The sequence below is a fragment of the Nonomuraea fastidiosa genome, from assembly GCF_042751225.1.
GTDB classification, from domain to species: Bacteria; Actinomycetota; Actinomycetes; order Streptosporangiales; family Streptosporangiaceae; genus Nonomuraea; species Nonomuraea fastidiosa.
This window is the reverse complement of sequence record NZ_CP170570.1, coordinates 4,903,918-4,929,353: the sequence shown is the minus strand read 5'-3', so window position 1 is coordinate 4,929,353 and position 25,436 is coordinate 4,903,918. Positions and strand designations below refer to the sequence as shown.

Genomic DNA, 25,436 nt, shown 5'->3' with positions numbered 1-25,436 from the left:
AGCGGCCGCGCAGCAGCACCGTGGAGAGCTTCAGCGACGGGGCACAGCAATGAAGGCCGCCGGGCGCGGCTCCATCGTGAACATCTCCTCCATCGAGGGCTACATCGGCGCGGAGGGGCTGTCGGCGTACTCGGCGTCGAAGTTCGGAGTACGCGGGGTGACGAAGTCGGCGGCGCGGGAGCTGGCGAAGTTCAAGATCCGGGTGAACTCGGTGCATCCCGGGGCGATCAATACCCCCATGGTCACGGACCCGGATCTGGTCGGCGCGGTGGACGCCGAGGCGTTCGTGCGATCGATGGTGATCAAGCGCTTCGCCAAGCCGGTGGAGGTCTCGCACGTGGTGGCGTTCCTGGCCTCGGACCGGGCCGGCGACTGCACGGGCAGCGAGTTCACGGTGGACGGCGGCCTGCTGACCGGCGCGGGCTACTGACCCCTCAGACGAGTACGGAGATCCGCACGGCAGCGGAACCCGCGTACGCAACACTCCGCACGGCGCGCATGATAAAGGCCCTGCGGCCGATCCCCGGCGCGGGCCGCATAATACACCAGCGCACGATACCGAGATCTCACCCCAGGGTAGATCTTTTAGTGTTGAACCACCTAGGGCCGGACATTTCTGGCAACATCACTGACCTGCTGGTTTCTACCCCTTGAGGGGTCTTGCCCCCAGGGTGCGTGCTTGAGCTAAGGTCACAACACGATAACCTCACTCATCACGGAAGACGACAGGTCACCGGTTTTGTCACACCAGTCCCGGGTCACCCCCACTACCCAAGACTGTCGTGCCGAACCCGGTCTTGCTCGGAAGGCTCCCCCACACTTCCATGACGCCAGAGATCCAGAAGTACATAGAACTGCTCGAGAGCCAGCTGGGCTACTCCGAGAAGTCGAACTCGTACACCAAGTTCGGCGCCTGGTACGGCAAGAACGTCGAGTTCGACGCCGACTACAGCGTGGCGCCGTGGTGTGACATGTACCTCTCGTGGGCCGCGCACAAGCTCGGCTACGAGGACTGGATCGGCCAGTTCGCCTGGACCGTCGAGCACGCGAAGTGGTTCAAGAAGCAGGGCGCCTGGGGGAAGAAGCCCGAGGTCGGCGCGCTCGTCTTCTACGACTGGAGCGGTTCGGACGACATCGACAGGATCGACCACGTCGGCGTCGTGACCAAGGTCGAGGGCAACCGCATCCACACGATCGAGGGCAACATCGACGGCGGCGTCGCCAAGCGCAAGGTACGCGACACCAGCAAGGTCGTCGGCTACGGCTACCCGCAGCGGGTCAAGGAGCGCCTGGAGCGCAAGGCCAAGAAGAAGGCCGAGAAGGAGACCCCGGACGCGCTCAGGGAGGCCGGGAAGCCGGGAAGCGAGGTTGGCACGCTCCAGTCTCCCGAGCAGTCGCTGAGCGCGTACATCCCCCGCGCCGACGACGGCCGGTCCGGCCAGGTGCCGCTGTCCGGCGACCGGATCCAGTCCCCGCAGATCAGCGGTGACGAGCCGAACCAGGTGCGGGGCAGGACCGAGGGCCAGACCCCCGAGCAGGCCCAGGCCCAGCCGCAGGGCGAACCGCGTACCACGACCTCCTCCCCGCCGGCTCGCGCGCGAAGGCTCCGGCCGCGCAGCCGAAGGCCGAGAAGGAGACCGCCCCTCGTACGGACGCGACCGGAGCGGGCCCCGCACCCTCCGGCTCCCCCACGACCGAGACCGGCACGTCCACGGGCGCGTCCTCGGGGGCGACCCCTAGGAAGGGCAAGCACGCCAAGCCGAGCACCGCCGACACCGAGGCGGCCACCGGCGAGCCCCTTCCCGCCCACGGCGACGCCTCGGCCACCGGGCCGCTGCCCGCCATCGACGCCCCGACGCTCGTCGGCTCGACGCTGATCGCCGCGCTGACACTGCTCGCCGTGGCCAAGACCCGCCGGATGCGCTCGGCCGCCGCCATGGCCGCGACGCCCGCCAAGCCGGCCCGCCCGTCGCGCGCCAAGGGCCGCCGCCGTCGCAGCAGGAAGGCGCCGGTCCCGGTCATCGCGGAACGCCGCACCGTGCTCGACCTGCCCGAGACCCCCGAGCGCCTGGCCACCGCCGCCGCCCTGCGCTCGCTCACCGCCGCCGCGGCCACCGCGGACGCGACCCCGGCGCTCCAGACCGCCGGCGCCACCGCGGACCCGGCGCTGCGGACCGTCGCTGCCTCCTCCGGCGCGGCGCTGCAGGCAGCGGGAGCCTCCTCAGGCGCGGTGCTCCAGGCCGTGGGGGCGTCCTCGGGTTCCGGTACGGGCGGCATGGCCTGGCCCATGCCGGAGACCACCGACCCCATGGCCTGGCCGGTCACCGCCGCGCCCAGCACGAGGTCCGGCGGCATCGCCGCGATGGGCTCCGACGGCGCGGACATGACCGCGATGGGCGGCGGCCGGCTCGGCAGGACGGGGCCGGACGTCACCGCCATGGGCGGCGCGCGCGTCGGCGCGCCCGGGTCCGGTGGCTCGACCCGGCCGTTCTCCGGCGCGTCCGAAGGCGCGGCGTGGTCCGATGGCTCGACCCGGCCGTTCTCCGGCGCGTCCGAAGGCGCGGCGTGGTCCGGTGGCGGGGTGCGTGGCCGGGGCGGGTTCGGGTCGGACGGCTACTCCTCCGACGGCGACCGGCCCGGCCTGCCGCAGACCGGAGACGTGTGGGAGGGGTCCAGGCGCGGGACCGGCAGGGACTCGGCCCGGCACGCCGGCCGGGGCAGGGCCCGCCACGCCACCGCGCGGAACGCCGCGCGTCACGCCGCGACCAGGGAGGCCGCCGCCCGGGAGGCCGCCCGGCAAGCCGCCGCGAGGGAGGCGGCGGCGCGTGAGGCCGCACAGCACGCCGCCGCCAGGGAGGCCGCCCGCCGTATCGCCGCACGTGAGGCCGCCGCACGCGAAGCAGCGGCCCGCCACGCCGCTGCCAGGGAAGCGGCCGCGAGGGAGGCGGCCCGCGACGCGCTGCGGCACGGCGCGCGGCACGCCAGGCACCGCAGGATGCCGCTGGAGATCCGGCCGTTCGACCTGACCACCGACGCCGTGCCGCAGAGCCGGGGAGCTTTCGAGCCTCTGAGCGCCCGGCGCGACGCCGCCCCCTACGAGCCCGCCTTCCTGGCCGCGCCGTACGAGCCCGACTTCGACAGGTCCCGGTACCGGTTCACGGACGAGACGGGCCCGCTGGAGGTCGTGCTCGACACGGGCCCGCTGGAGCGCGTCGTGGACACGAGCACGTTCGAGCGCATCGTCATCCCCGGCGCGACCAGCGAGTTCGACGCGTTCGCTCCGCCTGCCCGGCCCGGGCGCGCAGGTGGTCTGCTCACCGCCTCGGAGCCGGCGACCACCTACCGTGGCCGCCGCCGTCGCCGTAACTCGGACGAGCATCCGGCGTTCCCCTACACCGACGCCCCGCCCCGTGGCCGCCGCCACCGCCGCACCACCACGGAGGAGGAGCCGACCCGCCGCACGGTCGGCCGCCACCGCGCCACCACCCGCTGACGCGAGCGCCCAGGCAGGTCTCCATCCGGGCCACGGCCCGCTGACGCGAGCGCCCAGACAGGTCTCATCCGCGCCAGGCCCGCGGCGAGACTACGACGCCCGGCGGCGCGCGCGGCCGGACCACACGACCGGCGGCGCGCGCGGCCGGACCACACGACCGGCGGCGCGGGCGGTCGCCACGGTGCCCGCCCGCAGAGCCGCCGCCACGGCCGCGGTCTCCGCGACCGGCCCGGGCAGGCAGGCCCGCCCGGTCTCCTCCAGCGCGGGCAGCACGTCGATGAGCCGCAGCCCCAGCCCGCCGTCCTCGGGCGGCAGCAGCGAGCCGAAGAACCCGAGCCCGGCGAGCTGCTTCCATCCGGGCCGCCGTTCGGTGCGCAGCGCGGCGGGCGGGCAGTGCGCGGCAATCCTGCGGGCGGTCGCGTAGGTGTGCAGCCGGTACGTCTCCGCCTCCGGTGCTCCGGCGGGCGAAGCCCTCGGGGGTGTCCATGGACGGCAGCGGGCCCGGCACGTGGGTGCTCAGCCAGTCGCGAACTCGGCGCGGAAGTCCCGCTCGGCCGGGAGAAGGCGAGATCCACGGAATCGACCTAGCGCACGCTTGGTGATCTGGCCAGGTTACGCTGGGCATCGTGCAGGGACTGCTGCTGCGCCTGTCCACGCTCGACGCCGACGCCGAGAGCGCGGTGCGGGTCATCGCCTACTTCGACTCCCTCGTGCGCGACCACGTGACCGTGCCCACGCTGCTCACGGCCACGGCCCGGCTCACGCAGTGCCCGGTCGGCCTGTACGACGCGGCCACCGGCCGCCGCACCCGCGCCACCCCCGACGGCCGCACCGACTTCCGCGCCGCCGCACCGGATGCCGAGGCCCCGGTGCGGCAGCTCGCCTGCGGGCTCGGCGCCGTCTGGATGGAGCGTGAGGGGCCGCCGCACGGGCTCGACGAGATCGTGCTCGAACGCTACGCCGCCGCGGCCGAGGTCACCTTGGAACGTGCCGCCGCACTCGTGCGCGCGGGCCAGGATCCGGCGCTGGTCGAGCTGGTGCTGTCGGCTGAGACCGGCGACGCCGAGCGGGCCCGCGCGCTGCGCCTGCTCGGCTTCGACCCGGCCGCGCCGCTCCACGCCCTGGCGGTCGCGCTCCCTGCCCCGGAGGGAGAACACTCCCGCAAAGCGGAGGCGGGGCCCGCCGCCGGGCTGCGCGCGATGGGCCACCACGTACGCACCGCCACGATCGGCGACATCCAGGCGGTCTTGGTCACGCCCACCGTCCCCCAGGTCACGACGCCCACCGGCGCACAAAGCGCGGGGCCGGATGTGCTCGGCCTGCGCTTGGAGACGCTCACGGCGGCCGGCGGCAGCGCCCGGGTGGGGGTGGGGCCCGAGCTGCCCGGCGCGCGGGCGGCCGAGTCGTGGGCGGGAGCCCGTACGGCGCTGCGCTTCACCGGCCCCCACGACCGGGTGATCCGCTGGTCGGAGCTGGGCGCGCTGGCGCTCTTCGCCGACCTGCCCGCGCAGGCGATCGCCGAGCTGGACGACGTACGCGCGATGTCCCGCCTCAGCGATGAGTCGCTCCAGGCGATCCGCGCCCTGTGCCAGGCGGGCTCGATCAGGGGCGCGGCCGCGGCCCTGCACCTGCACCACAGCTCGCTGGCCGCCCGGGTGGCGCGGGCGGAGAGCGTGCTGGGCTTCTCGCCCGCGGAGCCGTCCGGACGGCTGCGCGCCCACCTGGCCCTGGCACTCCTGCGCCTGCTCGCCAACACCGGAGCCGGCCACCACCGCCCCGGCGCCTCGCCGGTCTGAGCCGCCGGCCCCGGCGGCCACCTGGTGTGAACGCCGGGGCCGGCGCGGCCGGTCAGTCGTTGATGACGGCATCCCGGGGGCCGCCGTAGACGGGGTTCTTGTCCAGGCGGCGCTCGGTCACGAGCAGGCGGATCACCCCCTCGGCGTTCTCCTCGGCCTCCCAGACGACCCAGTGGTCGCCGACCGGCTCCTTCTGGGTGCGGACGATGCCGAACCCGCCGGGGTTCCCCGGGGGCACGCTGATGATCGCGAACACCACCTCCTTGCCGCGTCTGCGCAGCTCGGGCAGGACCTCGCCGACGGTCTTCTCGTCCACGCGCAGGCCCTCAAGTGAGCGGCCCTCGGCGGTCGCGAGGCGGAACTCCGGCTCGGTGATGATCGACGGCTTCGGCGCGGGGACGGGCTCGCAGGGCGCGATGGGCCCCTCCATCAGGTGCGTGGTGGTCGTGCCGCCCTTGCCGCTGATCGTCCAGACGAACGTCTGGCCGGGGCCGAACAGTCTCGTGTTGATGCGCATCTGCCAGCCGTCCCGCTCGCCCGGAATGTTCTCCGGCAGGCTGTAGAGGCCGCGGGGGATGTTCTCCACCATCTTTCCGCGCGGTTCCCTGCACATCATGCCCTGGGGGACGAAGTCCACCATCGCGGGGACGTTCAGCTCGCGCAGCCGCCGCTCAAGCCCGGCCGCGTCGTCGAAGTCGCGGATCCGGATCGTCACCATCCCGTCGTCCATCTCCACGGCGTACGAGCTGGGCGCGCGGTCCCCCAGCACGATCGGGGCCACGACGGCGCCGGCCGCGAGCGCGACGGCGGCGGCCAGCCCGAACACCGGCCGCTTGAGCGGAAGACGCCGCGCCCTGTGCGGCCTCGCATCCGGCTCCTGCGCGGTGATCTCGGCCAGCAGCGCCCGTGCCCCCGCGCCGGACGGCTCACCACCCGAGCCACCGGGCGCGATCCGGGCCAGCGGCTTGATCACCTCGATCTCGTCGACGTTCCTCACAGCGCTCCTCCCTGCGATCCCTCCACAGCGGCCCCCTCCGCAGAAGCCATGGCCGGAGCCGGGCGGCGGCCGGGTGCGGCCACGTGCACGCCGCCGGCGGCGAGTGCACGCGACAGCCTCCTGCGGGCCCGGTACAGCCTGATCCGTACGGCGTTGCGCGACAGCCCCAGCACCTTGGCGATCTCCTCGCGCTCCAGCCCCTCCCAGGCGACCAGGGACAGCAGCTCCCTGTCGTCGTCGGGCAGGCTCATGAACGCCCGCCGGATCGCGTCCAGCTCGACCTCGGTGTCCGGGGAGTGCCCGTACAGATCGGCCAGTTCGGCGTCGAGCTCGGCCGTGCGCGCCCTGCGCCGGTTGTCACCGCGGAAGTGGTTGGCCAGCACCTTGCGCGCGACCCCGTACAGCCACAGGACGGCCTCCTCGCCCTCCGGCAGCTCGGCCACCCGCCGCCAGGCGATGGTGAAGGTCTCCGCCACCACGTCGGCGGCGTCCTGCGGGGAGTCGCAGCGGCGTACGGCGTAGGCGGTGATCCTGCCGTAGGCCAGCTCATAGACGGCCTCGAATCTGGCCAGCCGCTCGTCATCCACGGGCGGTCCCCATGGCATATCTCCTCAGCAGACGATTGACACGGACACCTATCCCTATGTGCGCCGAAAGCCCGCCATTTCCGGAACGTCAGAAAAAGGCGAGGGCACCCGCCCCACACCAGGCGGGTGCCCTCGCACGAAGGAATGATCTCAGATGCCGAAGGCGCGCTGGAGCGCGGCCTCCCTGGCCGCCCGCGCCCGCCTGCTCAGCCCGGCGTCGGGCACCATCATGTCGAAGCCGTGGAACGCCCCCGGATACAGGTGGAACTCGGTCGAGACCCCGGCCTGGGCCAGCCGCTGGGCGTAGCCGATGCACTCGTCCCTGAAGACCTCCAGCTCCCCCACGTCCACGAACGCGGGCGGCAGCCCGGACAGGTCGGTGGCGCGGGCGGGCGCGGCGTACGGGGGCACGTCGTCGGTGCCCATCCGGTCGCCGAGCAGCGCCTTCCACCCGTAGAGGTTGGCCGACCTGGGCCACACCACGGCGTCGGTGAACTCGTGGCTGGACGGCGTGACGTTGCGGTCGTCGAGCATGGGGCAGACCAGGAGCTGGAAGGCCACGTCGGGGCCGCCGCGGTCCCTGGCGAGCAGCACGGTGGCGGCGGCCAGCCCCCCACCCGCGCTGGCCCCGCCCACCGCCACCCTGGACGGGTCGATGCCCAGCTCGGCGGCGTTCTTGACGGTCCAGGCCAGGCCGGCGTAGCAGTCCTCGACGGGCGCGGGGTGCGGGTGCTCGGGCGCGAGCCGGTAGTCGACGGAGACGGCGACCAGGCCGAGCCGCTCGACGTACTCGACGATGATCCCATCGTCCATCTCCGGCTTGCCGATGATCATGCCGCCGCCGTGGATCCAGTAGAGCGCGGGCCGGTTCTCGGCCGCCTCGGCCGGCCGGTAGACGCGCAGCCGGACGTCCGGCGCGCCGGCGGGGCCGGGGACGAGCCTGTCCTCGATGGAGACCGTGGTGTCGGGCCGGGGCGCCGCGGCCAGCATGGCGTTGAGCTGCGCCCGGTGCTCGGCCAGCGCCTCGTACGACAGCGAGGCGAGGTCGATCTCCGCCATCTGCGCGGCCTGCTCGACCCCGGCACGCAGCTCGGGGTCCAGGTTGGGGTGATGCGCCATGGGCTTGTCCTTCCACGGGCGGGTGTTACCGGTCCTTCGATGGTGGGTGCGCGGGCCATCGCCGCACAACCGCCACGCGGCGGCGATTACCGGCCGCGATCCCGCCGTTCGGCGAGACGCCCGCGCGCGGGGCCTGGGGTGGTGCGGCATCCGGCGGCGGCGCTCGGGCATTCTGTAGATCATGTGCCACTCCACTGACAGCAGGCCGCCGGCCCCGCCCGTGCAGGGCGAGGTGTCGGCGCACGAGCAGATCGAGCTGACGGCCGCCGACGGCAACCGCTTCCTCGCCTACCGCGCCGAGCCGGCGCAGCCGAACGGGCGGAGCATGGTGATCCTGCCGGACGTCCGCGGCCTGCACCCGTACTACCGCGACCTCGCGGTGCGCTTCGCCGAGGCGGGCTTCAAGACGATCGCGATCGACTACTTCGGCCGTACGGCGGGCATCGGCGACCGCGGCGACGACTTCGACTTCGGCCCGCACGTCGGCAAGCTCACCAACGACCACGTCAGGGCCGACGCGCTGGCGGCCACGCAGGCCCTGGACGGCCCGGTGTTCACGGTGGGCTTCTGCCTGGGCGGGGCCCAGTCGTGGCGGCAGGCCGCCGAGGGCAACGGCCTGGCGGGCGGCATCGGCTTCTACGGCGCCCTGCGCTTCATCGGCCCGCCGGAGTCGGGTCCCGGCGCGCCGCTGCTGATGCTGCTGGGCGGCGCCGACACGGTCTCGACGCCGGAGCAGTTCGCCGCGTACGAGGCCGCGCTCGACCGGGTCGGCACCCCGTACGAGAAGCACGTGTACGAGGGCGCGCCGCACTCCTTCTTCGACCGCTCGTACGCGGAGTGGGCCGATGCCTGCCAGGACGCCTGGCGGCGCATCCTCGACTTCACCGAGCGCCGCTCCTGAGGGCCGATCATCCCAGGTAGGCGGCCCTGACCACCGGGTCGTCGCGGAACGCCGCGGGCGGCCCGGCGGCGAACGCCCAGCCGCAGGTCAGCGCGGATACGGCTGCCAGGGCCGCCAATGGGCACACCGAGCAACCGCTTGCTCGCAGGAGTGGGCGCGATTACCGTGTGGCGCATGCGGATGCGCGCGGCCGTGTGACCGAGTTCCACGCCCCTCTGGAGCTGCGCGAGGTCGAGATCGCCGCCCCGGGCCCAGGCGAGGTGCGGGTGCGCGTCAAGGCGTCCGGCGTGTGCGGCTCCGACCTCAAGGCCATCGACGGCAAGAGCCCCGTGGCCGGCCGCCTGCCGTTCATCCTCGGCCACGAGAGCGCGGGCGCGGTGGAGAGCGCCGGCGAGCCTGGCGACCCCGTCATCATCGCCATGAACGGCCCCTGCGGCCGCTGCGGCCCCTGCCAGGCGGGACGCTTCCACCTCTGCGCGAGCCCCGGCCGCCTGCCGATCATCATGGGCGGCCTGCCCCGCGTCACCATGGACGGCACCGAGGTGCGCAGGTTCATCGGCATCGGCTCGTTCGCCGAGTACGCCGTCGTCCCCGAGGCCACCCGATGGAGCTGGACACCGGCCTGCTGTTCGCCTCCCGCCGCCTCATGGGCACCCAGGGCGGCGACGCCTCGCCGCACCGCGACCTGCCCATGCTGGCCGAGCAGTACGTACGCGGCCGGCTCGACCTCAACGGCCTGATCAGCGAGCGGCTACCGCTCGAACGGATCAACGAGGCGATCACCCACGTCCGCGAGGGCGCGGTGGCGCGTACCGTGATCACCTTCTGAACCGGGCGCCGCGCGGCGGAGCCGGACGGGCGCCCGGCGGGCGGAACCGCCGCTCCGGCTCGCCAAGAGCCTGAACACGCCCGACCAGCTCAGCAGGGGCCGTTACGCGACCTGCGCGCGGTCATCGACGCCGGAGCGGGACCGGTGCCGCCGGGCCCGAAGACCGGCGAGGCCGAACAGCTCGGCAGGCCGGCCAACCGCCCGCGTTATTCTAAGCTTCCTTAGAACACTAGAGGAGGCGTTGATGTCCTACCCCGAGCCCCGTTACCTCGGCGAACACGGCGAGGCCAGTGGTGTGGTGAAGCTCGCCGGCCAGGCGCCCGACCTGATCATCGGCGGTGAGGGCGGCACCAAGGTGCACTACCTCGCCACCGGCGGCAGCACGAACGGTGCGTACGGCCTTTACCGCTGGGAGATGAGCGGCAAGCCGTCGGGCCCCGACCCGCACTTCCACCGCACGATGACCGAGTCGTTCTACGTGCTGTCGGGCACGATCAAGCTGTACAACGGCGACAGGTGGGTGGACGGCAAGCCGGGCGACTTCCTGTTCGTGCCGGAGGGCGGCATCCACGCCTTCCGCAACGAGTCGGGCGAGCCGGCCTCGATGCTCATCCTGTTCACGCCGGGCGCGCCGCGGGAGGGCTACTTCGAAGAGCTGGCCGAGATCGCCGCCAGCGGCCGGCAGCTCACCCCCGAGGAGTGGACCGACGTCTACCTGCGCCACGACCAGTACATGGTCTGATGTTCGCAGAAGAGCCGATCTACGAGCAGCTCGCCCGCGTCGGCAAGGTCCTGGCGAGCCCTGTCAGGCTGCACCTGCTCGACGTCCTCGACCAGCGCGAGCGCACGGTCGAGGAGCTGGCGCGGGCGGCCGGCGTGCCACTGAAGAACACCTCGGCGCAGCTCCAGCAGCTGCGCGCGGCCAACCTGGTCACCAGCCGCCGCGAGGGCACGCGGATCTACTACCGGCTGGCCGACGAGAGCGTCTCGCGCTTCCTCGGCGCGTTCGAGGCGTTCGCCGGCGAGCGGCTGGCCGACCTGCGCTCCGCCGTCCGCGATCGGCTCGGCGACCTGGAGGGCGTGACGGCCGACGAGCTCGCCTCGCGGCTGTCCGACCCCGGCACGGTCGTCCTCGACGTACGCTCGGCCGCCGACTACGCGGCCGGGCACGTCCCAGGGGCGATCTCGGTGCCCATGGCCGAGCTGCGCGAGCGGCTGGACGAGCTGCCGGCATCGGCGGAGATCGTGGCCTACTGCGGCGGGCCGTACTGCGTGGTCTCGCCCGAGGCCGTACGCGTGCTGCGCGATCACGGCCGCTCGGCCCGCCCGCTGGACGGCGGCTTCCTCACCTGGCGACGCCACGGCAAGCCGCTGGAACGGTGAGCGACAGTCCCGCTACTGTCAGTGCGTGGACTTCGGATCCGCGGCTCTGACCGCTTTGCTCACGCTGCCCTCCAGCGCCAGGCCCGTGTACGACTTCGCCGCCCCCGAGGTCGTCATCTGGTCCGAGCCGAGGGCGGGGGCGCGGCCCCACGGGCTCGGCCGGCCCGGCGAGGGGTTCGCATCCAACCGCGAGGAGGAGCACGAGCCGTACCGGTGCGGCCCGTACGAGACCACGCTCTGGCACCACGGACACAACGCCACCACCGGCGTCATCGGCTGGGTGCCCGCCTGCGACCTGCTGGACTTCGACTGAGGCTCAAACGCCCGTCGTGACCGGCTCGCGCCGCTCGGCCACCGGCTCCTCGTCGTCCTCCTCGTGGCCCTCCACCGACAGGTTCGGCAGCAGCCGGTCGAGCCAGCGCGGGCACCACCAGTTGAGCCGGCCGAGCAGCACCATCGTGGCCGGCACCAGGAACCCGCGGATGATCGTGGCGTCCACCGCGATCGCCACCGCGAGGCCCACGCCGAACGTCTTGACCAGCGAGTCCGGGTAGGCGATGAACGCCGTGAACACCGCCACCATGATCAGCGCCGCCGACGTGATGACCCGCCCGGTCGAGCCGAGCCCCTCGGCCACCGCCCGCGCGTTGTCCCCGTGCCGCAGGTACGACTGCCGCACCGCCGTCAGCAGGAACACCTCGTAGTCCATCGACAGCCCGAACAGCACCGCGAACAGCATCAGCGGCACGTAGCTCTCGATGGGCACCGAGAAGAAGATCGTCTGCACGTACGAGGAGCTGGCCGGCGGGTCCATGCCGACGAGCCCGGTGCCGAGCCCGAACGAGAACACCAGCGCCAGCGCGCCGAACGCGGCGCCGAGCGACACCAGGTTCATCACCGCCGCCTTGATCGCCACGACGGGCGCGCGGAAGGCCAGCAGCAACAGCAGCGCGCTGAGCCCCACCACGACGCCGATGACCAGCGGGGTGCGCTCGGTCATCCGGTCGCCCGCGTCGGTCAGGCCCGCGACCTTGCCGCCCACGTGCACCTGCACGCCCGGCAGGTCGATCGCGCGGACGTCCCTGACGACCTCGGCGGTGCGCTCGTCGCTGGGCGCGTACTCGGGGATGGCCTGCACCAGCACCGACCGGCCGTCCTCGTTGACCTTGGGGTCGCTGACGTACTTGACGCCCTCGACGTCCTCCACCTCGCGGACGACGTCCTTGACCAGCGGGTCCTTGGCGTCCGGCACCTTCTCCGGCAGCTCGGCGACCACGATGAGCGGGCCGTTGAAGCCGGGGCCGAAGCCGGTCGCCATCAGCTCGTACGCCCGGCGCGACTCCGAGCCCTTGTCGCCGTAGCCCTCGTCGATGGGGCCCAGCTTCAGCCCCAGCGCGGGCGCGGCGAGCGCGCCGAGCACGAACGCGCTGGCCACCAGCACCCGCCACGGCATGCGCGCCACCCACGAGCCGAGCCCCGCCCAGCCGGAGCCGGCGGAGCCCGAGCCGCGCAGGAACGGCACCTTGAGCGCGTTGATCCGGTGGCCGAGCAGGCCGAGCAGAGCCGGCACCAGCGTGATCGAGGTCAGCACGGCGGCCACGACCGAGATGCCGGTCACCCAGCCGAGCGTGGCCAGCAGCGGGAACCCGGCCAGCATCAGCGCGCTCAACGCGATGATCACCGTGCCGCCCGCGAACACCACCGCGCCGCCGGAGCTGGAGACGGTCCTGCGTACCGACTCCACCACGGGGACGCCCTGCGCGAGCAGCCTCCGGTGCCGCGACAGCAGGAACAGCGCGTAGTCGATGCCGACGCCGAGGCCGATCATCGTGGCCATGATCCCGGCCTGCTTCGGCATGTCCACGACCCAGCCGAGCAGGCCGATGACGCCCAGCCCCGAGGCCACGCTGATCAGCGCGGCGAAGATCGGGATGATGGCGGCGACCAGCGTGCCGAACGCGAACACCAGCACCACCAGCGCGCACAGCACGCCGATGACCTCGCTGGGCCCTGTCTTGATCTCCTTGTCGGCCGGGTTCGAGGCGTCGGCGGGCACCACTTCGAGCCCGGCCTCCCGCGCCGGGTCCGCCGCTTTGGACAGCTCCTGGGTGGTCTGAGCGATCTTGTCGGAGTCGTTGCCCTCAAGCCGGATGGTGATGAGGCCGATCTGCAGGTTGGACGAGATGCCGCCCATCCTGAACGGGCTCTCCACGGAGGAGACGTGCGGCTGCGTGCGCAGGCGGTCGACCGCCCGCTCCACGGCCTCTTTGCGCTCGTCCTCCATCAGCGAGCCGCCGGGCGAGTAGACGAGGAGCTGGACGGTGCCGCCCGCGGCGTACCCCGCGCCGAAGCCCGTCTTCATCAGGTCGTGGGCGCGCTGCGCGTCGGTGCCGGGGATGCTGGCGTCGTTGTTGGTCGGGCTGGGGAAGGCGAGGTTGCCTCCCATCAGCGCCGCGGCGGCGATCACCCAGGTCACGAGCACGATCCAGCCGTGCCGTGCGCACCAGCCGCCCAGCCGTCCCAGCAACCGTGTCATCGCTCAGCCCCCACTCGACGGCCGTCCTGTACGATCGTACAGGACATACGATAAGGGGACGGATTTCCCCTAGGCCGTCTCCGGCAGGGAAATGAGACGATGACCACAGCCGACGACACCCGATCGCGGATCCTGGCCGCCGCCAGAGAGCTCTTCGCAGAACGCGGCTACGCGGCGACCTCCCTGGCCGACATCGCGGCAGCCGTCGGCCTCACCAAGACGGCCGTCGCCTACCACTTCCACCCCAAGGACCGCCTGGCCGCCGAACTCCTCGACCCGGTCGCGGCCGACATGCTGACGCTGCTCGACACCCCGTACGACAGCAGGGAGGAGTTCGTCGAGGCGCTCGTCACGTTCGCGGTGCGCTACCGATCGGTCATCCGGCTGTTCATGGAGGATCTCGCCGCCGACGACGCGGGCGCCGAGCCCGGCTCCGAACGCCACACGATCAGGACGTTCAGGGACGAGATCTACGCCAAGCTCGCCGGCCCCGACCCCACCCCCGAGGCGAGGCTGAAGAGCTGGGCACTGCTGGGGGCGCTGCAGTGGGGCGCGGTGAAGACCATGGATCTGCCGGAGGACCAGGTACGGGCCGCGCTCTTGGAAGCGGCCCGAGCGTACTGACCGCTGTCATGTGACGGTTCCACGGCCTGGCCCGCTCGCGCGAAGGGCCTGCACGGCTCGACGGCCGGACCGCTAGCGCGGAGGGCCTGCACGGCTCGACCGCCTTACCGCTTGTGCACAACAGCCCTCGCGAAAACGTCTCAGCGGCGATACTGGGACGCCAGACCACCCATCGCACCCCGCAGGGAGTCCGGTCGTGCGTACCTGGTTCGAGCCGGAGGAAGCCGAGGAATTCGAGGCGGCCAAGGCCGTGCTGGTGCGGCGCTGCCTCACCTGGGCCGGCGAGCACGACCGTCCGGCGGACGAGCTGCTCGTCGGCGCCGCCATCGACGCCCGGCGCCACAGCCGCGACGGGCGGCTCGCGTACTGGGACGAAAAGCAGATCCGCCGCTACCTGCTGGGCTGGATCCCCCGCTACGTCGTCGCCCCGCGCGAGATCCTCGACATCGCCCCGGACACCCTGCGCACCTACCTCGGCTACCTCACCGCCACCGGCCTGCGCGACCCCCGCGGCGCCACCCCGGCCGAAGCCGACCTCGCCATCGCCCGCGCCACCCCCGAGTACCGTGCCGCGCTCGGCCACCTCACCAGGCCAGGCACCCTCGGCTTCGCGCGCGACCCGGCCGAGCCGCGCGCCCACCTCCAGCCGCCCATCGCGCTGCCGCCCGCCGCCGACCTCACCGCCGCCGCCGCGCGCAGCCCCACGGTCGAACGCCTCATCGCGCTCACGACCTGGGCCGGCGAGGACGGCCGACCGCTCACCGGGACCGGCGACCTGCCCGCCGACGCGGCCCGCGAGCTGACCGCCCTGCTCGGCACCGGCGAGGACGCCGGGCAGGCCCGCTCCAGCGCCGACCTCCCCCAGCTCGCCCTCCTCCTCGCCTGGGCCAGGCGGCTGCGGCTGGTCCGTGCCGCCGAGGGCCGCCTGCACGCGGTCGCCAGGACCGCCCCGCTGCTGCGCGACCCCGAGGGCCTGTGGCGGCGCGCCTTCCACGCGCTCCCCTCGCTCGGCCCGTTCGTCATCCGCCGCACCACCGCCTCGCCCTTCACGCTCTTCTTCCCCGACCTCCTCACCGGGCTCCTCAACACCCTGTACGGCATGGACGACATGCCGGTGGCCCGCCTCGCGGAAACGGTGTGGCTGACCTGCAGAAAACACCACCACCGCATCCCCACCGGCTGGAACGACGGACGGAAGCCCACCGATGACCTGATGGAGACCCGGCGAAGACTCGCCGAGGACCTGGCCCGCGCCTTCGACGTCCTCGCCGACCTGGGCGCCGTCGAGCTGACCCGCGGCCCGGCCGACGAGCTCTACCTCAGCGACCTCGACCACGACGACTACATCGATGACGACGGTCAGGGGCTGCCGCCCGATGCCGCAGAACGCCTGCGCGCCCGCCTCGCCGAGCCCGACCTGCTGCTGGCCAGGCTCACCCCACTCGGGCAGCGCGCCGTACGCGAACGCCTGCTGGCCGACGGCCGCGACGCCCCGCTGATCGGCGAACTGGCCGGCGCCTCCGCCGCCGAGCTGCTCGGCGTACTCACCCAGCACTACCCGCCGTACGACGCCGCCGCCGAACTCCACGGCTGGCTGGCCCAGCCGGGTCACGGCATCGAGCCGTTGTTGCAGGCTGTACGCGAGTGCCCGTTCCGCACCCGCGCCGCGGCCATGCTCAACATGCTCGCCGAAGCCCTGCCCGACGGCCGTGCCCTCCTCCACGGCCTGCGCCGCGACCCCGTACTCGGCCCCGCCGCCCTCACCTACCTCGTGGACGTCGGCGAACTCGACCCGTCCGCGATCGGGCACGGCGAGCACCTGCTGCTCGTCGCCGAGAACTTCCTCACCCTGCTGGAGCTCGGCGGCCCTCAGCCCCTGATCGAGCAGCTCAAGGTGATGGCGGGGCGGGAGGCGTACGACCTGGTGACCGCCGTACTCGACGCCGGCCACCACGACACGGTCGGCCTGGAGGAAATGCGCGTCCTGGTCGCCGAGCCGCTGCGCGCCGCCCGCCATCGCCCGCTCCGCCTCATCCCCGGCACCGGCCCAGGCAGCGGAAACCGCCCCACCAGAAAACGCAACCGCCGCAACCACTGACCGCTCCGCCGGAAGCGGAATCCACCCCGCCCGACCTGAGCTGTTGGCAGAATGTGACCATGCGACTACCCCGGGCGAAGTATTTCAATACCACCGGGCCATGCGACCCGGCACTCCACTACATGCTTCCTCCTGTGCCGCGCATCCCCGAGGCCCGCACGCTTATCGAGATGGACCGCTACTTCGTCCTGCACGCCCCTCGGCAGACCGGCAAGACCACGTCGCTGCGCACCCTCGCCGCCGAGCTGACCGCCGAGGGCGACACCGCCGCCCTGATGGTCTCCTGCGAAGTCGCCGAGGCGGTGGGTGACAACTACGCCGCCGCAGAGTCCCTGCTGCTCAACGCCCTGCGTGAAGCCGCCAATCGCTCGGGGTGGCCGAAGAAGTGACTCCCACCGGATCCCTGGCCGTCGAGCCCTCCTGGCGCTCAGTTCGGCGCGGCATTGAGCGCCTGGTGCCGCCGCTGCCCGCGCCGGGTGGTGCTGTTCCTGGACGAATTCGACGCCCTTCAGGGCAACAGCATGGTCAGTATCCTCAGCCAGCTCCGCGACGGCCACAACGCGCGTCCGGAGCGCCACCCTTTCCCCGCATCGATCGTGCTGTGCGGACTGCGGGACGTGCGGGATTACAAGGTCGCATCCGGCAGTGACCCCGACCGGGTCAACCCGGCGAGTCCGTTCGACATCATCGCCAAATCGCTGCGCATGGGCGACTTCACCGCCGACCAGATCGCCGAGCTGTACGACCAGCACACCGAGGCGACCGGGCAGGAGTTCACCAAAGACGCGGTTGATCGGGTGTTCGAGCTGACCCAGGGCCAGCCGTGGCTGGTCAACGCGCTCGCCCACGAATGCGTGCACGAGATGGGGCTGAAGGGCACCGTCACCACCGCCCATGTGGAAGATGCCAAGGAGCGGCTGATCCGGGCCCGCGCCACCCACCTCGACTCGCTCGTCGCCCGCCTGCACGAGCCCCGGGTCGAGCGCGTGATCGAGCCCATCGTGGCCGGCGCGGCTCCCGGCCTGGACAGCGCCTTCGACCATGCCGTCTCCTACGTCCACGACCTGGGCCTCATCCGCGACACCCGAACGCTGGAGATCGCCAACCCCATCTACCGGGAGGTCCTCTCCGGGTGCTGGGCGACCGCACCGAGCGGTTCGTCCGCGCGAACCCGCGCAGCTTATTCGCCGGCCCTACCAGGGGCCGGACGGCGAACGGCTCATGCAGCGCGAGGCCATGGAGCTCAAGGTCTGGCGGGCGGGCGAGAACGACCCGCTGCCCGAGGGCCTGGCCCAGCTCGACCGCTACCTCGACCGGCTCACCCTCCCCACCGGCAAACTCGTCATCTTCGACCGCCGCCCCGAAGCACCGCCGTGGCCGGAGCGAGGCGCGTTCGAGGAGGCGGTCACGCCGTCCGGCCGACCGGTCACCGTACTGCGCGTGTGACCTCGTGGGGCGGGTTACGAGGGTGCCGGGGCGGGGGTGCGGGCGATCAGTAGTGCGGGTTCAAGGGCGTCCGGCCCGTGCCAGTAGTGCGGGTTCAAGGGCGTCCGGCCCGTGCGGCCTCCTGCGCGGTACGGCCGTACTGCGGCACGGGCTGCCGCCCCTCGCGCTCGGCGCGGCGGCGCTTGCGGCGTCGCCCGAGGATCCAACCGGCGCCCAGAATGGCCAGGCCGAGAGGGGTCGCCGCCAGGCGGCGGGCCACCAGAAGCTTCAGGAATGCCTTCATACGCCCCACCTGCCCAAGGACGACAGCCACACGCCTGGGCCCGCCCCCGTACGGAACCACGAGACGCGGCCCCACCCCGCACAACGCGGCCGCCGCAAGAGGCGAACGCCAGCACCGCCCTGCAGGAGGCGTGAGCCACCTGCCCTGGCGCAGCGGTGCATGAGGCGAGCGCGCCGGCTCCACGGAACTTCCGTGTGGGCCGAGGTCAGTCGGGTTCGGAGAGGTCGGTCGGAGGTTCGAGGGATTCGCCGGGGTCGGGGCCGGTCTGGGCGGGCTCGCCGATCGTGATGACGACCTGGCTGCCGGGCTTCGCGCACGTCTCCGGCTTGACGCTCTGTGCCAGCACCATGCCGGCCTGGGACTCGTCGTCCACCGATTGTTCCTTCGTCACCACCGAGAAGCCGGCCGCGTCCAGGGTGGCGCGGGCGGCGTCGCGGGGGCGGCCGACGACCGGCGGCACGGCGGCGCCGTGCCGGGAGATCGTGAGCGCCACCGCCGTGCCTCCCTCGACGCGGCGGCCCGCCTTGGGGCGGGTGGTCAGCACCGTGCCCTCCGGTGCCTCAGAGCAGGCCCGGGTGACGGAGCCGACCTTCAGGCCCGCGTCGATCAGGGCCGCTTCGGCGACGGCGCGCCGCCTGCCCGCCACCGCAGGCACGGGCAATCCTGCCGACACCCGCAGGGACACCGTGCTGCCTCGGTCCACGACGGTGCCGGCGGCGGGGGTGCTGGAGAGCACCTGGCCGATCGTTCGAGGTGAGTCCTGCTTGGTGACGCGTCCCACGGCGAGGCCGGCGCGCTGGACGGCCTTGGCGGCGGCTTCCCTGCTCAGACCGACCAGGGACGGGACCGTCGCCGTCGGCGGGCGTACGGCCGAGGGCTGGTCGTACGCGGGCCGCCTGGCCCCCTCGACCTGCTTCCTCTCCGTTTCCTTCGTCGGTGAGGGCGTGGCGGTTCGCGACTTGCGCTCGGGTGAAGGCGTGGTGGGCGGCGGCGAGGCGAGCGGGCCGGCCGCCTGCGGACCTGCCTGTCCCGCGGGGGTACGGGTCATCGCGGGGACGATCACGACGAGCAGCACGACGGCGGTCACCAGCAGCGCCGCGCACACGGCCATCGCCGCCCGCGGCCAACCCCGCCGGTTCGTACGCTCTCCGCCGCCCGAACCCTCCGCGGCGGCCCAAAGCTCGTCACCGCCCAGCGCGCCGTCCCCGGGAGGTAAGGCCCCACCGGGTGCGATCGGTGAGCGGGCATGAGCCGAACGGAGGTCGGAGGCGGTGCCGAAGTCCCTGCCACGTCTCGCGGCCCACGGATCGAACGCTCCAAAATCCGCAGCGCTGCCGGCATCCCCAGGGTCGGGCGTACCGGAATCCGACGGGCGGCCGGCGGCCCATGGGTCGGAGGTGCCGAAGGTTCCGGGATGGTCGACCCAAGGGGAGGAGGAGCCCGAGGTCCCGAATCGGCCGGCGCGGGGATCGGAGAAGCCGGGCCGAGCCGCTTGCGAGTCGGCAGAGCCGGGACGGGCGGCATGCGGGTCGGAGGAGCCGAGGTGGCCGTATTGCGGGTCGGAGGAGCCGAGGTGGCCGGCGTGCGGGTCCGCGGCTCCGGGAGGAGCAGGGTGATCGATGGGCTGGTCGGTGGTGGGCGGGAGGTGGTAGGCGTCGGGTGTGCCGGTCGCCTCGGGTTCGGCGAGAGGCGAGGCGGGCTCGGCCGACGGCGCACCCCACGACGAGGCGGGCTCCGCAGGCGGCGAGGCGTCGGCGGGCCCGGCTCCCTCCCCCGCCGTACGCGGCCCGGGCGCCAGGGGCTCCACAGCGGGAGGCGTGCGGAGGACGGGCGGCGGGGGTGAGCGCAGCACCTCCGCCGGCACGTCGGCCGACACCTCCCTCGGCGCCTCCCCCAGTAACTCGAACAGCAGCTCCCGGCTGGTCGGCCGGTTACGGGCGTCTTTCTCCAGGCAGGCGGCGACGAGCGTGCGCAACCGGCCGTCGAGGAGCCCGAGTTCGGGCGGCGCGGTGAGGATGCGGTGCAAGACGGGCGCCACGGAGTCCTGGCCGAAGGGCGCGGTGGCGTTGGCCGCGAAGCACATGGTGGCGCCCCAGGAGAAGACGTCGGCGGCGCCGGTGACGGCGGAGGCGGTGATCTGCTCGGGCGCCATGTACGCGGGCGTCCCGACCCCGCGCCCGCTGAGGGTGGCGGCGGCGTCGAGCAGCCTGGCCAGGCCGAAGTCGATGACGCGCGGCCCGTCGGGTCCGAGCAGCACGTTCTGGGGCTTGAAGTCGCGGTGGACGATGCCCGCGCGGTGGATGGCGACGAGCGCGGTGGCGGTGCCGACGGCGAGGCGTTCGAGCGCGCCGCCGCTGCGGGGCCCGGTGAGCATGACTTCGCGGTGCAGGGAGTGCCCGTCGACGTACTCGCTGACGATGTACGCCCGTCCCTCGTCGAACCCGGCGTCGATCACCTGCGCGGTGCAGAACCTGGCCACGTGTTTGGCCAGCTCGACCTCCCGCAGGAACGCCGCCCGTTCGTCGCCGACGGGCCCGTGCAGGAGCTTGACCGCGTACCTCTGACCGCCCCTGGAACCGAGGAACACCGCCCCCTGGCCACCCTCGCCCAGCCGCCCGGTGAGCTCGTAGTCGCCGAGTCTCCGAGGGTCCCCCGTTCTGAGCGGCTGCGCCGTTGGCACGGGGCCGCCTCCCCTCGCCGCCACCTTCTGCCTCCTACTGAAGGCAACGGGCCGCGAACAGTCAACGGTGCGCAGGGCAATCGCATCCGGACCGTGACACAGCCGGTCAGGACGTACGCGCGACCCTGCCGAAATACGTCACTTCGTCCTTACCTGGGCGGTTGACCTTGATGTCCATCTGGTTCACATCGGAGGTGGGGAACATGCGGAGCGTGCCGGGGTAGCACTCGCGCCCGGAGACGTCCCGGAGCGTGAAGACCATGCCGCCGCCCTCGGGGACGAGCCGTCCCGTGCAGTGCAGGTCGGCTCCCCAGCGCATGCGCCCGGCGCCGTCGTCGTCGAGGACGAGTTCGACGGGAAAGACGCGTCCGGCGGTGAAGTGCTCGGCGGAGCCGGTCCAGTCGCCGGCCAGCCCCGGGCCCTGGACGCCGCGCAGGTAGAGCACGAGCCCGGCGACGCCCATGAGGAGGCCGGCGAACGCGACGGCCACCTGCCAGGGGCGCACGCGCCGCCGCCGGTCACCGGCGTCGGCGTCGGCCACCTGGCCGGGGGTGATGGCGGGGAAGCTGGTGGTGGGGTCGGGGTCGGTGATGACGCCGGGCTCGGCCTCGGACGCGCCGATCCCGACGACGGCGTCGGGGGCGCGGGTGACGGCGGTGGCGGGGCGTACCAGCGTGCCGAGTGCCTTGCCGCCGACGGCGGCCATGGCGCCGGTCGTGAGCACGTCCCCGCCGGCGACGGCCTCCTGCCCGAGCAGCAGGCGCAGCACCTCTTCGGCGTCGGGCCGGTCGGTGGGCTCGACGGCCAGGCAGGCTTCGACGATCTCGCGCAGCCGCCCGTCGAGGTCGCCGAGGTCGGGCTTGCCGTAGAGGACGCGGGCCAGCACCTCGTTGTGGGTCTCGGCGGTGTACGCGTGCCGCCCGCTGGCGGTGTAGGCGACGGTGAGCGCCCAGGCCCACATGTCGGCGGGCGGTCCGGCGGGTTCGCCCTTCATGCGCTCGGGAGCCATGTACGCGGGCGTGCCCAGGGGCATGTGGCTGGTGGTGACGGCGGTGTCGACGAGCCGGGACACGCCGAAGTCGATGACGCGGGGCCCGTCGATGCCGAGCAGCACGTTGCCCGGTTTGAAGTCGCGGTGCACGACGCCGGCGCGGTGGATGGCGACGAGCGCGGTGGCGGTGCCGATGGCCAGGCGTTCGAGCGAGCCGCCCGTGCGCGGCCCCTCGGTTTCGACGTGCTCGCGCAGCGAGGGGCCTTCGATGTATTCGCTCACCAGGTAGGGCCTGGTGCCTTCGAGGTCGGCGTCGAGGAGCTGGGCCGTGCAGAACGCGGCGACCCGGCGTACCGCCTCGATCTCGCTGAGGAAGCGGCGGCGCGCGTCCGGCGTGCCGGAGAGGCTGGCGTGCAGCAGCTTGATGGCGACCTGCTGACCTTGCGGGGATTCGCCGAGGTAGACCACACCTTGGCCACCCTGACCGAGCCTGCGTGTCAGCCGGTAGGACCCCAACTGCCGGGGGTCGTCGGCACGTAGCTCGGACATATACCGCCATTATGCCTGGCCGCAGCGAACATGCGGCCAGAAGAAGCTACGGGAGCAGTGCGGCGTACCGGTCGAGAACGGGCAGCACCTGGTCGGCGGGGCCGCTGGGCAGCGTGGCGACCGCCTCCTCGACGCCCAGCCCGGCGAAGTAGTCGAGCTTCTCGCGGGTGGGCAGGGTCGCGAACGGAATCACCTTCGCCATCGGCCGCCCGGCCTTCTCGCACGCCTCCCGCAGGGCGGGCAGCGCCGCCTTGATGCCGCGCCCGCCGATGGGCATCCAGCCGTCGGCGTACTCGGCGACGTGGGCGAAGAGCTTCGGCCCCGCCGCGCCCCCGACATAGACGGGCGGCATGGCGAGCGGTTTGGGCCAGGACCAGGCCGGCTCGGCGCCCTCGAAGGAGGCCACCTCATCGCGCCAGAGCGCCTGCATGGCCAGGACGTGACGCCGGGCGATCTCGCGCCGCCGCCGGTACGGGACGCCGTGGTTCTCGATCTCCTCGGCGTTCCAGCCGAAGCCGACGCCGACCACGACGCGGCCGCCGGAGAGCAGGTCGAGTGTGGCGATGGCCTTGGCGGTGACGATGGGGTCGCGCTGGGCGGCGAGCAGGATGCCGGTGCCGAGGCGCAGCCGGGTGGTCGCGGCGGCGGCGAAGGACAGGGCGACGAGCGGATCGAGCGTGCGCTTGTACTCCTCGGGCAGCTCGCCGTCCGCCGCGCCCGGGTACGGCGTGCGCCGCGAGACGGGTATGTGGGTGTGCTCGGGCAGGTAGAGCGAGTCGAACCCGCGTTCCTCCGCCGCCCTGGCCAGCTCCTGCACCGGCATGGCCAGGTCGGTCGCGAACATCGTGACGCCGAGCTTCATGACACCTCACATCCGCAAACCAAGCGATTGCTCGGTTGAGATTTCCAGAGTACCTTGCGAAGGACGTCCCGCTAAGAGGCGGAGAGGGGTGCGCCGGTGAAGTTTTCCATCTTCCTGAATCCGCAGATACCGGGCTCGGGTTACGCGGCCGAGGAGAACGCCAAGGCCAGGCGCCCGATCGGCCGCGACACCGAGTCGTACCAGCGGCTGCTGCACGAGGTACGCGAGATCGCCGTGCACGCCGACCGGATCGGGTTCGACGCGCTGATGATGACCGAGCACCACTTCCACTCCGAGGGCATGGAGTTCTCGGTCAACCCGCTGATGTTCCTCACCGACCTCGCCGCGCGGACCGAGCGCATCCTGCTCGCCCCGCTCGGCCTCGTCCTGCCCGCCTGGGACCCCATCAGGGCGGCCGAGGACGTCGCGCTGCTCGACCAGTTCAGCAAGGGACGGCTGCGGCTGGGCGTGGCGCGGGGCTACCAGAACCGCTGGATGAACGTGCTCGGCCAGCGCTGGCAGGCCGCCGCCGCCCGTTCCGACGGCTCGGCCGGCGACACGCGGAACTTCGACGTCTTCGGCGAGGTCCTGAAGATCATGAAGATGGCCTGGACTCAGGAGACGCTCCGCTACAAGTCGGACGTGCTCGACTACCAGGTGCCCTACCCGTACGAGGGCATCGAGGGCTGGCCCGCCCAGGAGTGGACCCGCACGTTCGGCGCGCCCGGCGAGCTGGACGAGAACGGCGTCGTCCGCGCCGTCTCCGTCTGCCCCCGGCCCTACCAGCGGCCGCACCCCGAGCTGTGGCAGCCGTTCACGATCTCCGACCGGTCGGTCATCAGGGCGGCGCAGGAGGACATCCTGCCGTGGATGTTCACCCCCGACCCCGACGAACACGCCAAGAAGGCCCGGCTCTACCAGGAGGAGTCCGCCAAGCACGGCCGCCACTACAAGCTGGGCGAGCACACCGGCATCCTCAAGATCGTCGGCATCGGCGACACCACCGAGCAGGCCATCGCCACCTTCGGCCGCAGCATCCCCAAGGACTTCGCCGCCTTCTTCGGCCCCTTCGGCTACCTGGAGGTGCTGCGCAAGCAGGAGGACGACGGGCACAAGCCGATCTCGCCGGAAAAGGGCGACGCCAAGCGCATGAGGGACGTCGAGATGGCGCTGTTCGGCACGCCCGACGACGTCAAGCGCGGCATCCAGCGCATGCTCGACCGGATGCCCGACCTGGAGTGGTTCGGCCTCTACATGCAGGGCCAGCAGGGCGTGCTGCCGCTCGACACGGTCAAGCGCAACTTGGAGCTGTTCGCCACCAAGGTCGCCCCGGAGTTTCGATGAGATTCTGGCTGGGCGCCTCCTTCTCCGGCACCGGCGAGTTCACGGAGCTGGCGCGGGCGGCCGAGCGGTGCGGCTTCGACACGCTGACGCTCTCCGACCACCTCTTCTACGCCGACTTCGCCTCGCCGTACCCGTACTCGCGGTCGGGACGGCCCCGGTGGGATGCGCGTACGCACTGGCCCGACGTGTGGGTGACGATCGGCGCGATGGCCGCGGTCACCAGCACGCTGCGTTTCGCCCCGAACGTCTACGTCGCCCCGGCCCGCGACCTGTTCACCGTGGCCAAGCAGGTCTCCACGGCGGCGGTGCTGTCGCACGAGCGGGTGGCGTTCGGTGTCGGAGTGGGCTGGTGCAAGGAGGAGTTCGTCGCCACGGGGCAGGACTTCCACACGCGCGGCAAGCGCCTGGACGCCATGCTGCCGACGCTGCGCGCGCTCTGGTCGGGCGCGACGGTGGCCCTCGACGGGCTCCCGCCGCTGTCGATCTCCCCCACGCCGGAGCATCCGATCCCCGTGTACGTCGGCGGCGACAGCGAGGCGGCACTGCGCCGCGCGGCCCGGCTCGGCGACGGCTGGATCGGCAACCGCATCTACACCGAGGAGCAGCTCGACGAGGTGCTCGCCGCGCTGCGCGGCCACCTGGAGGCGAACGGCAGATCCGCCGACGGCTTCGAGGTGATCGCGCCGCTCGCGGTGCTCCCCGACGCCGAGACCTACCGCCGCTTCGCCGCCAAGGGCGTGACGGGCACGCTGGCCGCGCCGTGGTGGCTCGCGACGGACGAGGAGAAGTCCCGGTACGGCGCGGGCACGCTCGACCTCAAGATCGCCACCATGGAGCGCTTCGCCGAAGAGGTCATCGCGAAGATGTGAGCGCGCCGCGCGGGAGCCCGGATGGCACTCGCCGCGCGGGAGCCCGGAT

General features: G+C 72.7%; 25 protein-coding genes. 16 read left to right on the top strand and 9 right to left on the bottom strand.

The genetic code is table 11. The features are described from left to right. Window positions 1-49: 49 nt before the first annotated feature. The 3 genes from ACFMQL_RS22960 to ACFMQL_RS22950 all read left to right on the top strand — a co-directional run bounded on the left by ACFMQL_RS22960 (window position 50) and on the right by ACFMQL_RS22950 (window position 3,493). Window positions 50-430 carry an SDR family NAD(P)-dependent oxidoreductase gene (locus tag ACFMQL_RS22960; RefSeq protein WP_378786977.1) on the top strand — a complete coding sequence of 127 codons (381 nt, stop codon included), beginning with the start codon at window positions 50-52 and terminating at the stop codon, window positions 428-430. 394 nt (window positions 431-824) lie between these two features. After that, the gene (locus ACFMQL_RS22955; RefSeq protein ID WP_378786976.1) at window positions 825-1,877 is read left to right on the top strand and encodes a CHAP domain-containing protein; all 1,053 of its coding nucleotides are present in this window, start codon (window positions 825-827) and stop codon (window positions 1,875-1,877) included. Between the two features lie 23 nt (window positions 1,878-1,900). Then, window positions 1,901-3,493, top strand: coding sequence for a hypothetical protein (locus ACFMQL_RS22950; RefSeq protein ID WP_378786974.1), 1,593 nt, complete (start codon window positions 1,901-1,903; stop codon window positions 3,491-3,493). Window positions 3,494-3,583: 90 nt separating this feature from the next. On the opposite strand, the gene ACFMQL_RS22945 is transcribed toward ACFMQL_RS22950, so the two are convergent. Then, window positions 3,584-3,871 (bottom strand): acyl-CoA dehydrogenase family protein, encoded by a 288-nt coding sequence (locus tag ACFMQL_RS22945; protein ID WP_378790196.1) that lies wholly within the window; start codon window positions 3,869-3,871, stop codon window positions 3,584-3,586. A gap of 248 nt (window positions 3,872-4,119) precedes the next feature. On the opposite strand from ACFMQL_RS22945, the gene ACFMQL_RS22940 reads away from it, so the two are divergent. Next, a complete protein-coding gene (locus ACFMQL_RS22940; RefSeq protein WP_378786972.1) occupies window positions 4,120-5,289 on the top strand; it encodes a PucR family transcriptional regulator in 1,170 nt (389 codons plus the stop codon). 52 nt (window positions 5,290-5,341) lie between these two features. Here ACFMQL_RS22940 and ACFMQL_RS22935 read toward each other — a convergent pair whose 3' ends face one another. From ACFMQL_RS22935 to ACFMQL_RS22925, 3 genes are all read right to left on the bottom strand, one after another. Beyond that, window positions 5,342-6,286 carry a hypothetical protein gene (locus ACFMQL_RS22935; RefSeq protein ID WP_378786971.1) on the bottom strand — a complete coding sequence of 315 codons (945 nt, stop codon included), beginning with the start codon at window positions 6,284-6,286 and terminating at the stop codon, window positions 5,342-5,344. After that, entirely contained in the window at window positions 6,283-6,873 is a 591-nt protein-coding gene (locus tag ACFMQL_RS22930) for an RNA polymerase sigma factor (RefSeq protein ID WP_378786970.1), read from the bottom strand. Before ACFMQL_RS22930 ends, ACFMQL_RS22935 begins: the two co-directional genes overlap by 4 nt. 150 nt (window positions 6,874-7,023) lie before the next feature. Further along, complete coding sequence (locus tag ACFMQL_RS22925) at window positions 7,024-7,992, bottom strand: alpha/beta hydrolase (protein ID WP_364069878.1); 969 nt, start codon at window positions 7,990-7,992, stop codon at window positions 7,024-7,026. A 181-nt stretch (window positions 7,993-8,173) separates the two neighbouring features. On the opposite strand from ACFMQL_RS22925, the gene ACFMQL_RS22920 reads away from it, so the two are divergent. From ACFMQL_RS22920 to ACFMQL_RS22895, 6 genes are all read left to right on the top strand, one after another. Then, window positions 8,174-8,893 carry a dienelactone hydrolase family protein gene (locus ACFMQL_RS22920; protein WP_364069880.1) on the top strand — a complete coding sequence of 240 codons (720 nt, stop codon included), beginning with the start codon at window positions 8,174-8,176 and terminating at the stop codon, window positions 8,891-8,893. A 194-nt stretch (window positions 8,894-9,087) separates the two neighbouring features. Then, complete coding sequence (locus ACFMQL_RS22915) at window positions 9,088-9,633, top strand: alcohol dehydrogenase catalytic domain-containing protein (protein ID WP_364069882.1); 546 nt, start codon at window positions 9,088-9,090, stop codon at window positions 9,631-9,633. Continuing rightward, window positions 9,585-9,722 carry a hypothetical protein gene (locus ACFMQL_RS22910; RefSeq protein ID WP_364069884.1) on the top strand — a complete coding sequence of 46 codons (138 nt, stop codon included), beginning with the start codon at window positions 9,585-9,587 and terminating at the stop codon, window positions 9,720-9,722. The genes ACFMQL_RS22915 and ACFMQL_RS22910 overlap by 49 nt, the downstream gene beginning before the upstream one ends. Before the next feature lie 244 nt (window positions 9,723-9,966). Beyond that, on the top strand, window positions 9,967-10,464 hold the full coding sequence (locus ACFMQL_RS22905; protein WP_364069886.1) for a cupin domain-containing protein: 498 nt from the start codon (window positions 9,967-9,969) through the stop codon (window positions 10,462-10,464). Next, window positions 10,464-11,105, top strand: a complete 642-nt coding sequence (locus ACFMQL_RS22900; protein ID WP_364069888.1) for a metalloregulator ArsR/SmtB family transcription factor — start codon at window positions 10,464-10,466, stop codon at window positions 11,103-11,105. The genes ACFMQL_RS22905 and ACFMQL_RS22900 overlap by 1 nt, the downstream gene beginning before the upstream one ends. A gap of 25 nt (window positions 11,106-11,130) precedes the next feature. Then, the gene (locus tag ACFMQL_RS22895; RefSeq protein WP_364069890.1) at window positions 11,131-11,418 is read left to right on the top strand and encodes a hypothetical protein; all 288 of its coding nucleotides are present in this window, start codon (window positions 11,131-11,133) and stop codon (window positions 11,416-11,418) included. A 3-nt stretch (window positions 11,419-11,421) separates the two neighbouring features. On the opposite strand, the gene ACFMQL_RS22890 is transcribed toward ACFMQL_RS22895, so the two are convergent. Continuing rightward, window positions 11,422-13,641, bottom strand: a complete 2,220-nt coding sequence (locus ACFMQL_RS22890; RefSeq protein ID WP_364069892.1) for an MMPL family transporter — start codon at window positions 13,639-13,641, stop codon at window positions 11,422-11,424. Window positions 13,642-13,740: 99 nt separating this feature from the next. Between ACFMQL_RS22890 and ACFMQL_RS22885 the strand changes: the two genes are divergently transcribed. The 4 genes from ACFMQL_RS22885 to ACFMQL_RS22870 all read left to right on the top strand — a co-directional run bounded on the left by ACFMQL_RS22885 (window position 13,741) and on the right by ACFMQL_RS22870 (window position 17,862). Beyond that, a complete protein-coding gene (locus ACFMQL_RS22885; protein WP_364069894.1) occupies window positions 13,741-14,265 on the top strand; it encodes a TetR family transcriptional regulator in 525 nt (174 codons plus the stop codon). Between the two features lie 196 nt (window positions 14,266-14,461). Beyond that, entirely contained in the window at window positions 14,462-16,363 is a 1,902-nt protein-coding gene (locus ACFMQL_RS22880; protein ID WP_378786966.1) for a hypothetical protein, read from the top strand. Window positions 16,364-16,485: 122 nt separating this feature from the next. Continuing rightward, a complete protein-coding gene (locus tag ACFMQL_RS22875; protein ID WP_364069898.1) occupies window positions 16,486-16,752 on the top strand; it encodes a hypothetical protein in 267 nt (88 codons plus the stop codon). 87 nt (window positions 16,753-16,839) lie between these two features. Then, window positions 16,840-17,862 (top strand): hypothetical protein, encoded by a 1,023-nt coding sequence (locus tag ACFMQL_RS22870; protein ID WP_364069900.1) that lies wholly within the window; start codon window positions 16,840-16,842, stop codon window positions 17,860-17,862. Between the two features lie 41 nt (window positions 17,863-17,903). On the opposite strand, the gene ACFMQL_RS22865 is transcribed toward ACFMQL_RS22870, so the two are convergent. The 4 genes from ACFMQL_RS22865 to ACFMQL_RS22850 all read right to left on the bottom strand — a co-directional run bounded on the left by ACFMQL_RS22865 (window position 17,904) and on the right by ACFMQL_RS22850 (window position 23,174). After that, the gene (locus ACFMQL_RS22865) at window positions 17,904-18,092 is read right to left on the bottom strand and encodes a DUF6203 family protein (protein ID WP_364069902.1); all 189 of its coding nucleotides are present in this window, start codon (window positions 18,090-18,092) and stop codon (window positions 17,904-17,906) included. A gap of 205 nt (window positions 18,093-18,297) precedes the next feature. After that, window positions 18,298-20,772 (bottom strand): PASTA domain-containing protein, encoded by a 2,475-nt coding sequence (locus ACFMQL_RS22860; protein ID WP_364069904.1) that lies wholly within the window; start codon window positions 20,770-20,772, stop codon window positions 18,298-18,300. 106 nt (window positions 20,773-20,878) lie between these two features. Continuing rightward, the gene (locus ACFMQL_RS22855; RefSeq protein ID WP_364069906.1) at window positions 20,879-22,312 is read right to left on the bottom strand and encodes a serine/threonine-protein kinase; all 1,434 of its coding nucleotides are present in this window, start codon (window positions 22,310-22,312) and stop codon (window positions 20,879-20,881) included. A 46-nt stretch (window positions 22,313-22,358) separates the two neighbouring features. After that, complete coding sequence (locus tag ACFMQL_RS22850) at window positions 22,359-23,174, bottom strand: TIGR03619 family F420-dependent LLM class oxidoreductase (protein WP_364069908.1); 816 nt, start codon at window positions 23,172-23,174, stop codon at window positions 22,359-22,361. Window positions 23,175-23,270: 96 nt separating this feature from the next. Between ACFMQL_RS22850 and ACFMQL_RS22845 the strand changes: the two genes are divergently transcribed. Together ACFMQL_RS22845 and ACFMQL_RS22840 are read left to right on the top strand one after the other, a co-directional pair. After that, on the top strand, window positions 23,271-24,518 hold the full coding sequence (locus tag ACFMQL_RS22845; RefSeq protein ID WP_378786962.1) for an LLM class flavin-dependent oxidoreductase: 1,248 nt from the start codon (window positions 23,271-23,273) through the stop codon (window positions 24,516-24,518). Then, on the top strand, window positions 24,515-25,387 hold the full coding sequence (locus ACFMQL_RS22840) for a TIGR03619 family F420-dependent LLM class oxidoreductase (RefSeq protein ID WP_364069912.1): 873 nt from the start codon (window positions 24,515-24,517) through the stop codon (window positions 25,385-25,387). The genes ACFMQL_RS22845 and ACFMQL_RS22840 overlap by 4 nt, the downstream gene beginning before the upstream one ends. Window positions 25,388-25,436: the final 49 nt, after the last annotated feature.

Coding starts and splice junctions, on each gene's coding strand:
- ACFMQL_RS22920 (WP_364069880.1), top strand. CDS start 8,174: ATGTGCCACTCCACTGACAGCAGGCCGCCGGCCCCGCCCGTGCAGGGC.
- ACFMQL_RS22885 (WP_364069894.1), top strand. CDS start 13,741: ATGACCACAGCCGACGACACCCGATCGCGGATCCTGGCCGCCGCCAGA.
- ACFMQL_RS22960 (WP_378786977.1), top strand. CDS start 50: ATGAAGGCCGCCGGGCGCGGCTCCATCGTGAACATCTCCTCCATCGAG.
- ACFMQL_RS22905 (WP_364069886.1), top strand. CDS start 9,967: ATGTCCTACCCCGAGCCCCGTTACCTCGGCGAACACGGCGAGGCCAGT.
- ACFMQL_RS22855 (WP_364069906.1), bottom strand. CDS start 22,312: ATGTCCGAGCTACGTGCCGACGACCCCCGGCAGTTGGGGTCCTACCGG.
- ACFMQL_RS22890 (WP_364069892.1), bottom strand. CDS start 13,641: ATGACACGGTTGCTGGGACGGCTGGGCGGCTGGTGCGCACGGCACGGC.
- ACFMQL_RS22850 (WP_364069908.1), bottom strand. CDS start 23,174: ATGAAGCTCGGCGTCACGATGTTCGCGACCGACCTGGCCATGCCGGTG.
- ACFMQL_RS22910 (WP_364069884.1), top strand. CDS start 9,585: ATGCTGGCCGAGCAGTACGTACGCGGCCGGCTCGACCTCAACGGCCTG.
- ACFMQL_RS22955 (WP_378786976.1), top strand. CDS start 825: ATGACGCCAGAGATCCAGAAGTACATAGAACTGCTCGAGAGCCAGCTG.
- ACFMQL_RS22865 (WP_364069902.1), bottom strand. CDS start 18,092: ATGAAGGCATTCCTGAAGCTTCTGGTGGCCCGCCGCCTGGCGGCGACC.
- ACFMQL_RS22840 (WP_364069912.1), top strand. CDS start 24,515: ATGAGATTCTGGCTGGGCGCCTCCTTCTCCGGCACCGGCGAGTTCACG.
- ACFMQL_RS22900 (WP_364069888.1), top strand. CDS start 10,464: ATGTTCGCAGAAGAGCCGATCTACGAGCAGCTCGCCCGCGTCGGCAAG.
- ACFMQL_RS22875 (WP_364069898.1), top strand. CDS start 16,486: ATGCTTCCTCCTGTGCCGCGCATCCCCGAGGCCCGCACGCTTATCGAG.
- ACFMQL_RS22925 (WP_364069878.1), bottom strand. CDS start 7,992: ATGGCGCATCACCCCAACCTGGACCCCGAGCTGCGTGCCGGGGTCGAG.